Genomic DNA, 12,906 nt, shown 5'->3' on the forward strand with positions numbered 1-12,906 from the left:
CTCGGCAAGACGTGCTCCTGCGGGTCAGCACGTCCAACGGGGATTTGAGGTCGGCCGCTCGTATCGTGCGCGGTCGCTCCTTTGTGTTCCCCGAGGCTAGGCGCCCGCCAGGACCAGTGGGCGTGGATCGTCCGTGTCGGCAGACGGGGAGAGCACATGACGGGGATGCGACGATGGTGGACAGCCACTCTGGTGGCGACGGTGGCCTCGGTGGTGCTCCTGCCACCAGCTGCCGCTCGGGCAACGGAGCCTGAGCCGGATCCGGCGACGCCCACCATCACCACTACCGCGACGCAACTGGGTTCCAGCATGATCACCGGCCTCACGGAGAGGCCGGCCGAGGAGTTGCCGGCCACGCCACCTGAGGCATCGGAGGCGCAACTGCGGGACCTCGCCCGCAAGCGCGCCCTGGCATCCAATCAGGACATCGGCTTCGACGTGGCACAGGCAGTCCGAGAGTCTCAACGCGGCGCCTCCTCATTCGGAGCCCAGAGCGGCGACGAAGGTGACGTGGGAGTCCTGCGGGAAGTGATGCAGCCGCCCGCGGTGCCGGACAACGACTTCGCCGAGGAGTGCCAGACCAGCGCCGCCGCGGCAAACGATCGGGTTGGCTACATCAAAAACCGCATGCAGTGGTGCGGGACCTACCGCCTCACCGCGACGGCTATCGACCCGAAACGGCCCGGGTTCATGTCGATGACCTTCGTGGTCGTCGGCTACGGCCGTGACGACGGCGTGCGTGACCTCCACTTCTTCCTCCGGCCGATGAGCGTGGTGTTCTTCGGCTCCTTGACGGCCGCGGACAGCCTGTCCTTTGGCATCGACTGCTATCACGACACGACCGGCTGCAGCGAGAGCGGCGACCATCGGCGAACCCTCGGCGAGTGGCTGGTCCACGCGGGTACGAAAACGTGGTCGCCGTTCGTGCTCTCGTCCGCCCCCGACCCGGACCAGCCCGACAAGATGCGTTTCCACCCGTTCGCCATCGAGTACCAGTTCAAGACGCTGCTACCCAACTATGTCCGCGACGACGCTACGAACGAGCCGCTGGACTACTTCGTCCGCTGCGACTCTGCCGACTATTTCGGCACCCGGACGGCGGCGTGCATCTTCCACGACGTCCTGCCGCACCTGATCTACCCCGTGCTCAACGCCGACGGCTCCGACAGCCCGGTCAAGGAGGTTGCCCAGCACATCCAGGACGCGTTCGCGAACCCGAACGAGACCAGACCGCACAAGCTCGACGGATACAAGAACATTCCCGGCAACTACGACGCCGCCACGGAAACCAACTACCTGCAACGAGTGCCGTACCAGGGCTCGGAGTGGAACGAGAACAGCGCGGAGAAAGACCGGGCATGCCAGGGGGAATGGCCTTACACGGACACCGGTATCCCGCTCGAGGATCGACCCACCGACGAGCAGGACTGCGACGAGTATCCCTTCGCCAGCACCCTGCAAGGCGCCGCCGCCCGCCGCTTCCGCAGTATGCCCGTGGACTTCTCGGTGCGCGCCGTGCTCAGGACCCAGAACCGCTCCGCCGGCGCCCAGGTCCCGAATTTCTACCGGGATGACCGGATCCTCTACCGGGAGAACGACTGGTTCTGGGTACAGATCGTGCCCCGGGGCGACGCCGGAGCCGCCGACGGGCCGATCGTCAGCGTTGCCTCCAAGGTCGAGGGCTCCGAGGGCCAGCCCATCCAGCTGTACGCCACGATGAGGACCGAGTCCGCGGAGACCGACATCACCTGGACCGTCGCGGGGACGGACGGCAACGATCCAGGCGCCACCTGCTCCTTCGACAACCCGCACAACCTGCAACCGAAGATCACGTGCAGCGACGACGGGGTGTACCACGCCACCTTGACCGTCGACGACGGCGTCCACCCGCCGGTGTCGCGTTCCACCGAGGTCACCGTCCACAACATTCCACCGCAGGTGAGCATCAGCCGCCCGGCGCCATGGCAGGTGTTCCGCGTGGGCACTCCGGTCGAGGTCACCGCGCCCTTCACGGACGCCGCCAACGACACCCACACCTGCGATGTGTCGTGGGACGACTCCACCACCACCCGGTCCGTCCCCACCGGCCGTGTCTGTACCCAGACGCACACCTTTACCAGCGCCGGCATGTACACCATCGAGGTGGCGGTGACGGACGACGACGGGGGCACCGGCACCGCGAACGTCATGGTCGTCGTGTACGACCCGGAGGGCGGGTTCCTCACCGACGGCGGCGTCATCTCCTCACCCGCCGGCGCGTTCCCGGCGGGCCCCGAGCACACCGGCAAACTGATCATTCAGGCATCCGTCAAGTACCAGCCGGGTGAGAGCGGCCCAGTGCCTGGCAACGGCAGGCTCGCCGCCGACCTCGAAGGCGGTGAGATGAGGCTGCAGTCCACCGGGTTCGAATGGCTCGTCGTCTCGCCAACCGGGAAGGTAGCGGTCAAGGGCGTCGGGACCGTCGGCGGTCAGGCCGGCTTCGGGTTCCTCCTCTACGGCGACGACGACCCCGACGGTCTGCGCTTGGTCGTCTGGAGGCTCGGCGACAACACCATCCCCAACAACCAGATCATCTACGACAACAGGCCGAGCAGCCTCGACCTTGATGAGTCCAGCTTGACGGCCATGGCAACGGGCGCGATCCAGATCCACGACTGACAGGACGTCTATGGTTTGGGGGGCCGGCGTTCGTCCGGCCCCCCAAACCACTGTGAGGGGCGATGATAGGACCGCTGGACAGCGTCGAGGCGCTGCTACCGCCCGAGCACGGCATCATCATTGTTGCCGGTGCGGCCGCTGATTTCCTGGATGACCCCTTCTCCGGCGAGGTGCCGCTCTGCTCCGCCGGCGACGACATCCTGTACCTCATGAGCGCCTCGGATTCCTACCACTGCGCCCGGGTCGTGCTTGAGGCCTGGGCCGCGGCCCCACCCGACGACCGGCAGGACGCGGATGCTCAGCAGCAGGTGACCCTGGCTCTGAGCGAGGGCACCGTGCACGTGTCCGGCATGTTGGAGTTCCAGGCCAGCCCGATCCTGACGCTCGGGCCGCCGGGCCGCTACCACGCCCAGGTCAGTGTCACCGGGCGGGCCCAGTTGCGCCGGATCGAAACACAACCAGGCCATCCGATCCCGATCATGGACGCCGAGTGGTTCCTGGTCCGATTCTGGGCTGCCGACTGACAACCGGGGCGGCCGCAACATCTGGCCACCGACACTCGGGCCTCGCGTTCGCGCCGTTCAAGGGCCACCCGGCCAGAACGCGTCGAAGGCGGCGGTCCACCGGCTCAGTTTCGTGTGGCGCCCGGTCCGGCGACCTCGGGCAAACAGCGCTGGGCGACGACACGTGCGGCCTCAGGGTCGACATCAATCAGACGCAGCAGCCGGCCTGCCGGGCCGGCGGGGTCGGCCAGCAGCTCGACGAGCAGGTGGGTGGTGCCGGCGTACGGGTCGCCGCGCCGGAAGGCGGCGAGGCTGGCCCGCCGCTATGACAAGCAGCTCAGATGGTGAGGACCACCTTTCCTGCGGGGTGCCCGTCCCGAAGGTGCCGGATCGCGTCCGATGCCTCGGCAAGGGGGTAGGTGCGGTCGACCACCGGGGTCAGCGCGCCGGACTCGATGAGATCTCGTAGCTCGTCCAGGTCCTCGGCCCGCTCCACGGCGCTCACGCTGCTGAGCCGCTGGCCGATGAACAGGGACAGCAGCGGCGCGCGGAACATCTGCCGGTCGTAGCCGCTGAGCACCGGGCCCTTGGCGTACGCGCCGCCGACCAGCGCCAGCGTCCCGTGCGGGGTGAGCGCACGCCGCAGCAGTGACAACGGCCGGTCACCGCCGGTGTCGATGACCACGTCGTACACCGGACCGTCGCGGTCGACCTCCTCGCTCGTGTAGTCGAGGACGTCCTCGGCGCCGAGCGAACGGACGAAATCGGCCTTGGCCGGCGCGCAGACTGCGGTAACCGTCGCGCCGTACGCCTTGGCGATCTGTACGGCCAGGGACCCGACACCGCCCGATGCGCCGATCACCAGCACCCGGTGCCCCGGGCGGACCTCGCCGCTGTCGCGTACGGCGCGTAGCGCCGTCATCCCGGAGACCGGCAGCGCGGCTGCCTGGGTGAACGACACGTTGGCCGGCTTGCGGGCCAGTCGCCGCTGCGGTGCGCTCGCGAACTCGGCGTACGAGCCGCGCAGGCTGGTGCCGTACACCTCGTCGCCCGGCCGGAACCGGGTTACCCGGGCGCCGACCGCGGCCACCACCCCGGCCAGGTCCCGGCCGCGCACCGGCACCCGGGGCCGGCGCAACCCGCTCGCCAGCCGCGCCAGGTAGGGGCGGCCGGCCATGAAGATCCAGACTCCGGGGTCGACCCCGGCCGCGCGGACCTGGACGAGGACATCCTCGTCGCCGATGGCCGGCCGGTCGATGGCGCGGAGCTGGAGCACGTCCGCCGGGCCGTAGGTGTCCTGGACGATGGCCTTCATGGTGCCGCCTCCTCTGGGTACTGGAACACGTCGTCGAGCCGTACGCCGAACACGCGAGCGATCCGGAACGCCATCTCCAGGGAGGGCGAGTAGCGGCCCTGCTCGATGGCGATGACGGTCTGCCGGGTCACGCCGATCCGCTCGGCGAGTTCGGCCTGGGTCATCTCGTCATGCGCGAAGCGCAGTGCGCGGATGTTGTTCGTGACCTGGGTCGGCTTCACCACTGCGGGACACCCGTGCGGTAGACGATCACCTTCGTCAGGGAGCCGACCACTGCCGACAGGACGAAGCACAGGTAGATGACGTTCGCGATCCAGAACCAGTCCCACTCGGCCAACGCCATGAGCATCGCCGACACCGCGCCGATGACCACGAACGCTTGGCCAACATGGTCGCCGAGCCGCCCGATCTCCCGGTCGCGAACGTCCTTGACGCGGGACGCCCGCGGGTTCACCACGCCCATCGCGACTTCGGCCACGATGTTCGCGAGGATGGCGCCGCCGACCGTCCACAGGAGAACGCCGGCGTAGGGGGTGGCGGATAGCGGCCCACCGTCGATCCTGCTCAGGACGACCGCCGCGTAGACCGCGTACCCCACGACGCTGACCACCAGCATGGTCCAGGCGCGTTTCTCCTCATGCGTCATGACCGGCTCCCGATGTAAAGAATCCTTGACACGCCTAGAGTATGGCGTTTTTGACACCGTGTCTAGAAACTTTTACATCGCGTGGCGGCGGGAGCCGGTGACAGGGCCGGCGCGGTCGCGCCTGCCGAGGTCCGGTGCCGGCCAAATTGGTTTTGTCGCCCTGCTGGCCCACGCCTAGCGTGGGGCGATGAGCTCGCGACTTCTCTCGGTGACGTTCGATGCGCGCGATACGGATCGGGTGGCGCAGTTCTGGGCCGGCATGCTCGGCCGGGAGATCGTCGAGGACGCCGGTGGTGTGCTCCTGCCGGGACACGAAACCCAGCTCAGTCTCCGGTTCGCCCCCAGCGGCGCCGAGATGGTGCGGCCGAACCGCATGCACCTCCATCTGACCAGCGCCAGCCTTGACGACCAGCAGCAGACGGTGGCGACGGCGCTGAGGCTCGGCGGAAGTCACCTCGACGTTGGGCAGCGCCCCGAGGAGGGGCATGTCGTCCTGGCCGACCCCGAGGGCTACGAGTTCGACGTGATCGAGCCGGACAACAACTACCTCGCCGGGTGCGGCTTCCTCGGGGAGCTCACCTGCGAAGGCACCCGGGACGTTGGCCTCTTCTGGAGCGAGGCGCTGGGCTGGCCGCTGGTGTGGGACCAGAACGAGGAGACCGCGATCCAGTCACCGCACGGCGGCACGAAGGTCGCGTGGGGCGGCCCGCCCGTGGCCCCGAAGCAGGGGCGGAACCGGCAGCGTTTCGACCTCGCCCTGGCCGGTGGCTACCAGCAGGCGGAGCTCGAACGGCTGCTGTCTCTCGGGGCCACTCGGCTCGAGGTCGGTGACGACGGCACCGTCGTGCTGGCCGATCCGGACGGCAACGAGTTCTGCGTACGAAGGCACTGACCGGAGCTCCCCGTCGCCGGTCCCACTGGAACATCCACTCCGCGGGCCTTGCTCGGGTCGATGGTGAGCACGTTGACCACCCATGGAACCCGGGTGGTGTTGATCTGGTCGGCCGGCGCCGGCTCGCTGCCCCGCTCGATCCGGGTCAGGGTGACGCCGTCGGCTAGGGCGCGGCTGATGCGTACCACCGTCAGGTTGGCGTCGCCGAGCGAGAGCGTGCTGGCGGCGGCCTCGGCCTGGGCCCCCGGGGCGACGCCGAGGGCCGCCGCGGCGAGGGCCGCAGCCCGGCGGAGGCGGGACAGGCCTGAGTGGAAACAGTCATGACCGAAACCCTGTCGGCGCCGTGGGACGACGTACCCGACGCAGCCTGACACTTTGGCGAAATGTGCTGTAAGGAGGGTCTACCTGTGGCGAGGCTTCGGCACCTGGCGGCGTCAACCTCCGCGCACGGGTCGGCCCGTGGACTCCAGCAGCTCGTGCAGCGCCTCCAGCTGCGCCCACCCGTTGACGCCGATCTGACCAGAGGCATCGACAGTGATCTCAAGGCGGTCCGGGGTGGAGTCGAAGTCGACGAGAAGATCCGGGAACTGATCGGTCAGCAGGACGAACTCCTGGTTTGTCGAGCCGACCCAGGGCCGGACCGTATCGATGTGATCGGCGAGGAACGGACCCGCGACGAGCAGATCTGTCTGGGCCAGCAGGCTGGCTACATCCTCGCGGCCCCCGTCCACAGCATCATTTAGTTGCTTCATGGTGTAGCCGGTGAAGGTCATGACCGACCGGCCGGCCCGGCGTACCCCCACTGCGACCGTTGATAGCGGGGCGGCCTGGTCGAAGGGCTCGCCACCGAGCAGCGTGAGGCCCTCGGTGTTGGCATCGAGGATCCTGGCGATCAAGCCATCCGGTGCGACCGTCTCCCCGCCCCGGAAGCTCCACATGTGCGGGTTGAAGCAGCCGTGGCAGCGAATCGAACAGCCCTGCACCCAGATCGCGGTGCGTTCGCCCGGCCCCTCGGCGCGGGTCGATGAGACGAATCTGGCGATCGACACCAGCGCCGGGTCGGTGACGGTGCGCGGGAGGTGACGGGCATCAGACATCGAGTACTCGGCCGTGCGGCGAATAGCCCGCCGGCGGCTGTGGCGGCGGCGTGCAAGTCAGCAGGTTCCTGAGGTGAGCGAACTCGTGCGGCGCGAGGTTCGCGACCATCGCAAAGTCCTCGATACTGCCGAACCCGCGTCGGTGGTGCCGTTCCGCCAGCACCCGGCTCGCGCGCTCCGTCCCGAAGCCGGGCAGGGCGGCGAGTTCCTCGAACGTTGCCGCGTTGACGTCCAGGGGCCGCGGGGCCGTGGCCGGCGGCGACGGGGGAGCCGGTGGGGTCACGGGCGGTGCCGGCTGCTGGGGTACGGATGTCGCGGCTGGACCCGCACCGTAGTACGCCTGCGCGCTTGTCGTCAGGTCGGCAATGGTGGGCGGCGCGGTGGTGGGAGGGTAGGGGTTGCCGGGCCAGGTGGGAGGCGGCGCCGTGGGCTGGGCGTACCAGGGAGTGTGGCTGGCCCGCCAGCGCAGCCAGGCCGGGTTGATCAGGCAGGCGTGCAGGATGTTGGCAATCCAGCTGGCCAGGACAACGGCGGTTGCCACGCTGCTCAGCGCACTCTGCTGGTCGGATTCGCCGGTCACGGCGAACGCGGCCCAGCCAACCAGCATGTAAACGATGCCCGGGATCCACCAGGCCGCGCGACGGGCGCGCAGCCCGACGTAGATGAGGCCAGCTCCGCCGAGGCAGCTACATCCCAGAATCGGAAGCAGTAGCCACAAACTCTGCCGGATCCGCCAGTCACGGCTCGCCGCGGGATTCGTGGGCACCTGATTCGCGGCGCCCGGCGCCGGGACCCATCCACCGTTATGCGTGTTCGACATTGCGTTCTTCCTGATTGCTGGTGACGTTGCGCTTGCTGTAGTCGGCCGTGTACGCGCTCTCGACGGTGCGGGCATCGAGCAGATCTTCGAGGATGGCGATGTAGTCGAGGCAGGCGTCGCCAATCAGGCCTTGGGTCTCGGCGCTCACCAGCCCCTCACTGGTCACCGTCAGCACGATCCGCTTCTGCTCCGTCACGATGACCGCCCCTCGACCGCGAAGACCAGCCGTACGCTCGCATCCTCCGCGACAGACTCCGACTCCAGGCGAAGTCCGGCGGCCGGAGCCCGTTCCCGCAGCCGCTCAAGTACGGCGCGCTGGACCTGCCGGCCGTAGCCGGCGTCAACGGCACGGATGATGTCCACGGCCCGCTGCTCGTCGATGTCGCCCGTGAGGTGCGCCGACCAGACGCCGTCCTGCCCGCGCCGGAAGTTCGCCCGTACCCGGTCCCAGGCCGCCACGATGTCCTTGCCGTCGGCCGTGACCACCGCATTGCTCTCGCGCAGCGCCGCGGCCAGTAGCGTCTCGTCCCGCATGCGGGTCTGCACCTGGCATACGATGCGACCTGCGCTGTCTCGGCCAGCCGTCGCGCCATGCGCGGCAGCCACGGCAGCCACGGCCAGCGGCACGAGAACCAGTGACACGCTCACGTGGCACCTCCCCTCGATGTTGTCGTTCGCATCAGAACTCGATCTTCCGGCCCCCACCGTGACCGGGTGGCAGATCGCGGGGGCGGATACTGGGCGAGGCGGCGGACATCCCGCCGGCCGGGTCCCAGTCCTCGGCGGCCGTGGCCGCGACCGCGCGCATCTCAGCCCAGGCCCGAACGGCACTGATCCGCTCGGCCTGCGTGACACTGAGCGGCACCATGTTGACCACCGCCCGGGTCAGATCGTCCTTGCGCAGGGCGCGCCGTTCGGAGAACGCATCGAAGAGGCCGGCGACAACAGCCTGCTCGATCTCGGCGCCCGAGTACCCCTGGCTGAGCTCGGACAGCTCCTTCAGGAGCCCTCCACCGACGGCGAGCTCGCCAGCGACCGCGGGGCGGGTCAGCCGCTTGTTGATGTGGACGGCCCAGATCGACTCTCGTTCGGCGCGCGTCGGGAGATCCACGAAGAAGATCTCGTCGAAGCGCCCCTTGCGCAGTAGCTCAGGCGGCAGGTTTTCGATGTTGTTGGCGGTGGCGACGACGAAGACTGGCTCTGTCTTCTCCTGCATCCAGGTCAGAAAGGTCCCGAATACCCGCGAGGAGGTGCCGGAGTCACCTGCCGATCCACCGCCGGCGAAGCCTTTCTCGATTTCATCCACCCACAACAGGCAGGGCGCGCTGGCCTCGGCCGTACGAATCGCGTTGCGGAGGTTCTGCTCGCTCGATCCGACAAGCCCGGAAAACACCCGGCCGATGTCGAGCCGCAGCAGGGGAAGACCCCATGCGGCGGCCACCGCCTTGGCGGTCAGTGACTTGCCGCAGCCGGGCACGCCGGTGATCAGCACGCCGCGGGGTGCGGGAAGGCCGTACTCCGCCGCTTCCGCCAACCAGGAACCATCCCGCTTCCGCAGCCATCGCTTCAGGTTTTCCAGGCCACCAATGTCGTTGAGGCCGACTTCGACGTCGACAAACTCCAGCAGGCCGGCCTTGCGTACGATCTGCCGCTTCTCCTCGTGCACCAGGGCGATGTCGTCCAGGTCGAGGACCCCGTCGTTCACCATGGCCCGGGCGAACGCGTTCTCCGCCTCCTGAAGGGTGAGTCCGAGGGCAGCCTTCGCCAGCTTCTCCCGACCCACCTCGTCTACAGCTATGCGAATCCGTCCGCTGGTGGAATTCGCCGCGATCATCCCCTCAAGCACCGCACGGATCTCGACCTCGGTGGGGAGGGGGAAATCGACGATCGTGACGTCCTTCTCGAGTTCAACCGGCAGTTGCAGCACGGGAGAGACAAGCACGAGAGTTCGGGCGACCATGCCGGACTTGAAAGCCGCGGCCACATCGCGCAACCTCCGGACCACCTCGGGATCCCGCGGCCGGTCACCACCGCCGTACGCCGCGTGCAGGTCCTTGAAGATGAGGACGCCGGGCTCATCGGTACGCATCGCCGCGCTCAGGGCGTCCGCTGGGCTGGTGGTGCCCTTCCTCGCCGTACCGTCCGGCTGGATCAGCCCTTCGGTCGCCGACCACGTCCAGACGCCTCTGGGGGTGCGCACCAGTGCTGCATCGCGGGCGACGGCGGTGACCTCCGCTACAACCCGATGCTCTTCATATGACTCGATATAGAGGATTGGAAATCGAGCTTTGAGCAACTGGGACAGCGCCTCGCGAAAGGGCCTCGCCACCTCGATCTCCTCCCCCAACGAGCGCCGCGAGCTGGCAGACCGTAGCAGCCTGCATGGTCTGGGGTCGGAACGCATCCCCCGTTTTGCTGATCTTGTTGCCCAGCGAGCTGCGCCGCAGGATCACCGAATCCGACATCAGCCTCTCTCGCACTGACCGGAAACGCTGGCGGTTCAGGTGGGCGGCGCAATTAAACCAGAAGGACAGTCCTCGGCAGGCAAGAATCCTGTACGGCCATCGCTGCGAAGGGCCGGGGATATCCTCGGCGCCTTTGCATGTCTCGCTCAGGCCGGGCCTTCGTTGCTTGGGACAGAGTCTGGCACTGGTTCTAAGCGGTAAGGCCCTCTGGACTGCTTCATCGGCGGGGGTTCGGCACCTGGCGATTGAAGCGGGGCTTGAGGGCCAGCACGAGGGCTTGCTTCGTGGCCTCTGGGTTGTCGGTCTCCTGCCAGCGGACCTCGCACCGACCCAGCCAGTCGGCGATGTCCTGCCTGGCCGCCGCTTCGGTTGGGGTGTCAAGAAGCTGTCCGACCTGCTGGTGCAGCACCGACAACTCCCGGTTGCCGGTCAGGTGCTGCCGAAGGCGGTTGCGCAGGTTCCCGGTCCAGCCGACGTAGACGACCATGCCGCGGTCGAGGACCACGTGCACGCCGGGCGACGTGGGAGCGCCGGCCGCGGCTTCCGTCGTGTACGGCTGGGGAGGCGTGAAGCCGGCCAGGAGATCTTCAGCGTCAATCATCCCCGGACGGTACCGGCGTCAGCGCTCCCCCGCGATCCCACATGATCCGGAGTGTTAATCCCCGGTCAGGCAGCCCTGGGCGTCGGCACGGACAGTCGACGGGTCGACGTCGAGGAGACGCAGCAGCCGAGTTGCCGGGCCGGCGGGGTCGGCCAGCAGCTCGACGAGCAGGTGGGTGGTGCCGGCGTACGGGTCGCCGCGCCGGTAGGCGCCGAGGCTGGCACCGCGCAGCCCGCTCAGCTCGCTGCGGCCGTGCGCGGGCGCGGCGAGCAGCGCCTTGGGCTGGTGCCAGCCCTTGTCGGGCAGGCCGTCGAGCCGCCACTCGTCGTCCGACGGCGGCAGGCCGGCCAGGGCGCGAACGGCGGGCACGGCCGTGGCGCCGTGCCGGTCGAGGATCTCGCCGGCCTGGTTCCACCGGTGGATGTCCGGGCGGACCGGGCGCCCGTCGCGCACCAGCTCGTCGTGCATGGCCAGCACCGCCACCAGTACGTGTGCGCCGGTCACCACGTCGGCGCCCGCGCGTACCGCCAGCTGTCTCGCCCGCTGCTCGACGAGCAGGAGCATGGGATGGCCGTACCGGGCGCCGTGCCGGCGGTACGGGCGGCGCAGGGCTACCCCGGTGACCAGCCGGATGAGGGCCAGTCGCAACGGCTCCGCGGCTCCGGGAGCCCGGTGGGGCTGCACCATCCGGAGGAAGGCCAGGTCATCGGCAGCGCTGCTGCGCGGGGTGACCGGCAGCCGGTGGGCCGCGCGGCGCACCTCCTCGTACAGCGTGGTGCCCGGCCCGGCCGGGCTTCCCGCCACCAGGGTCAGGACCCGGACGGCCGCCGCATCGGGCACGCTGAGCAGCCCCAAGGTGAGGTGGGCTGGGCCGATGTGGCGCAGGCCTGCCCGGCCGCCCTCGTGCAGCGCCTCGTAGACCGCGTGCCGCACCGCCGGGGTGAAGGCGGGCAGCGGCGGCCGCCGGCCGCTGTTCAAGGCGCGGGCGCGGGCCCGGTCCGCGCCGCTGTACGTCGCCTCCCGCAACTCCGCCTCGGCCAGCCGGGCGATGTCGTCGTCGAAGCCGGGCGCGAGCCTGCTCCGCTGCGGCGGCTCAGGATCAGTCAGCTCGCTGCGGCCCCGGCGCAACGCCCGCAGGGCCGGGTGGCGAGGGTCCGGTGTCACAGGCCCGAACAGGTGGACCCGACCGAGCGTCGACCAGAGCACCAGATCGGTGCCCACCAGCGGCAGGCCGTGCCGTACCGCCCGCCGGTACGCGTCCGCCAACGCGCCGCTGAACCCGACACCCGCCTCGATCATGGCGCCCTCCTCCCCGGCATGATCGCTGACCAGGGCAAGCCCTTCCACCGTGCGGACATCGCTGATCCGCCGCTCCGGTGGGACGGCGAGGCTTCGGCATCTGCCGGCTTGAGCGGGGCTTGAGGACCAGGACCAGGACGTCTGTCGCCAGTCTGGTGGCACGCGCCGCTGACGGATTGCACTGCACCGGACTGGCGTCATGGTTCGGTGATTGAGCCCGCACGGAATCGGGGTTGACTCGGCGGGCGTTCCCGGGGCGTACTCGATTTACATTCCCGCACCGCCGGCTTGCGGTGTTCGGTCAGAAAGACAAGCGCGGGCGCTCTCAGCACGGGTGCCTGCTGTTGTTCGCGCTGGTGTTGCCGAGGACATGGAGAGATGGGAGGTCCCGCATGAAGGATCACTCGTCGGCGAGTTGAGCCACACCACTGTGGCGCTCGTCGAGCGCTGCCGGTGACGTAAGCCGTGACCCTGGTGACGCAATCTGCCGTCGCCCTCCTGCCCTGCCCGTTGACCGTGGCCTGCAGTACGGGTTGTAGCGACACCCGCCGCCCGGGTGCCTGCCCGGTTTGCTGGCTCGATCACAGAGAAGTGCTGGTTGGCGCCCGCA

Annotated in this window: 13 protein-coding genes and 2 pseudogenes; 3 read left to right on the forward strand and 12 right to left on the reverse strand. The window is 69.0% G+C overall.

All coding sequences use genetic code 11. From position 1 onward, the window contains the following. The first annotated feature begins 156 nt into the window (after window positions 1–156). Entirely contained in the window at window positions 157–2,658 is a 2,502-nt protein-coding gene (locus ABZV78_RS02435) for a PKD domain-containing protein (protein ID WP_355634991.1), read from the forward strand. Window positions 2,659–2,720: 62 nt separating this feature from the next. Then, window positions 2,721–3,182: a hypothetical protein gene (locus ABZV78_RS02440; RefSeq protein WP_355634992.1), complete on the forward strand. Its 462-nt coding sequence runs from the start codon at window positions 2,721–2,723 to the stop codon at window positions 3,180–3,182. Between the two features lie 104 nt (window positions 3,183–3,286). On the opposite strand, the pseudogene ABZV78_RS02445 reads toward ABZV78_RS02440, so the two are convergent. The 4 genes and pseudogenes from ABZV78_RS02445 to ABZV78_RS02460 all read right to left on the reverse strand — a co-directional run. Continuing rightward, window positions 3,287–3,448: pseudogene (locus ABZV78_RS02445) on the reverse strand (Clp protease N-terminal domain-containing protein); the annotation flags it as partial. Between the two features lie 50 nt (window positions 3,449–3,498). Continuing rightward, a complete protein-coding gene (locus tag ABZV78_RS02450) occupies window positions 3,499–4,476 on the reverse strand; it encodes an NAD(P)-dependent alcohol dehydrogenase (RefSeq protein ID WP_355634993.1) in 978 nt (325 codons plus the stop codon). Beyond that, entirely contained in the window at window positions 4,473–4,670 is a 198-nt protein-coding gene (locus ABZV78_RS02455; protein WP_255352245.1) for a helix-turn-helix transcriptional regulator, read from the reverse strand. Before ABZV78_RS02455 ends, ABZV78_RS02450 begins: the two co-directional genes overlap by 4 nt. Before the next feature lie 23 nt (window positions 4,671–4,693). Continuing rightward, window positions 4,694–5,122: a hypothetical protein gene (locus tag ABZV78_RS02460; RefSeq protein WP_355634994.1), complete on the reverse strand. Its 429-nt coding sequence runs from the start codon at window positions 5,120–5,122 to the stop codon at window positions 4,694–4,696. Window positions 5,123–5,309: 187 nt separating this feature from the next. Between ABZV78_RS02460 and ABZV78_RS02465 the strand changes: the two genes are divergently transcribed. Further along, the gene (locus tag ABZV78_RS02465) at window positions 5,310–6,014 is read left to right on the forward strand and encodes a VOC family protein (RefSeq protein WP_355634995.1); all 705 of its coding nucleotides are present in this window, start codon (window positions 5,310–5,312) and stop codon (window positions 6,012–6,014) included. 38 nt (window positions 6,015–6,052) lie between these two features. Here the strand turns inward: ABZV78_RS02465 and ABZV78_RS02470 are convergent. From ABZV78_RS02470 to ABZV78_RS02505, 8 genes and pseudogenes are all read right to left on the reverse strand, one after another. Continuing rightward, a pseudogene (locus ABZV78_RS02470) lies at window positions 6,053–6,316 on the reverse strand (phosphodiester glycosidase family protein); the annotation flags it as partial. Window positions 6,317–6,448: 132 nt separating this feature from the next. Next, window positions 6,449–7,111: a 4Fe-4S single cluster domain-containing protein gene (locus tag ABZV78_RS02475; RefSeq protein WP_355634996.1), complete on the reverse strand. Its 663-nt coding sequence runs from the start codon at window positions 7,109–7,111 to the stop codon at window positions 6,449–6,451. Continuing rightward, window positions 7,104–7,931, reverse strand: a complete 828-nt coding sequence (locus ABZV78_RS02480) for a helix-hairpin-helix domain-containing protein (RefSeq protein WP_355634997.1) — start codon at window positions 7,929–7,931, stop codon at window positions 7,104–7,106. The genes ABZV78_RS02475 and ABZV78_RS02480 overlap by 8 nt, the downstream gene beginning before the upstream one ends. Further along, window positions 7,915–8,127: a DUF2997 domain-containing protein gene (locus ABZV78_RS02485; protein WP_355634998.1), complete on the reverse strand. Its 213-nt coding sequence runs from the start codon at window positions 8,125–8,127 to the stop codon at window positions 7,915–7,917. The genes ABZV78_RS02480 and ABZV78_RS02485 overlap by 17 nt, the downstream gene beginning before the upstream one ends. Next, the gene (locus ABZV78_RS02490) at window positions 8,124–8,579 is read right to left on the reverse strand and encodes a hypothetical protein (protein WP_355634999.1); all 456 of its coding nucleotides are present in this window, start codon (window positions 8,577–8,579) and stop codon (window positions 8,124–8,126) included. The genes ABZV78_RS02485 and ABZV78_RS02490 overlap by 4 nt, the downstream gene beginning before the upstream one ends. A 31-nt stretch (window positions 8,580–8,610) precedes the next feature. Continuing rightward, window positions 8,611–10,260: an AAA family ATPase gene (locus ABZV78_RS02495; protein WP_355635000.1), complete on the reverse strand. Its 1,650-nt coding sequence runs from the start codon at window positions 10,258–10,260 to the stop codon at window positions 8,611–8,613. A 353-nt stretch (window positions 10,261–10,613) separates the two neighbouring features. Then, window positions 10,614–10,997 carry a GIY-YIG nuclease family protein gene (locus ABZV78_RS02500; protein WP_355635001.1) on the reverse strand — a complete coding sequence of 128 codons (384 nt, stop codon included), beginning with the start codon at window positions 10,995–10,997 and terminating at the stop codon, window positions 10,614–10,616. 54 nt (window positions 10,998–11,051) lie between these two features. Then, on the reverse strand, window positions 11,052–12,296 hold the full coding sequence (locus ABZV78_RS02505; protein ID WP_355635002.1) for a Clp protease N-terminal domain-containing protein: 1,245 nt from the start codon (window positions 12,294–12,296) through the stop codon (window positions 11,052–11,054). Window positions 12,297–12,906: the final 610 nt, after the last annotated feature.

The sequence above is a fragment of the Micromonospora sp. NPDC004540 genome, assembly GCF_040610095.1.
Taxonomy (GTDB): domain Bacteria; phylum Actinomycetota; class Actinomycetes; order Mycobacteriales; family Micromonosporaceae; genus Micromonospora.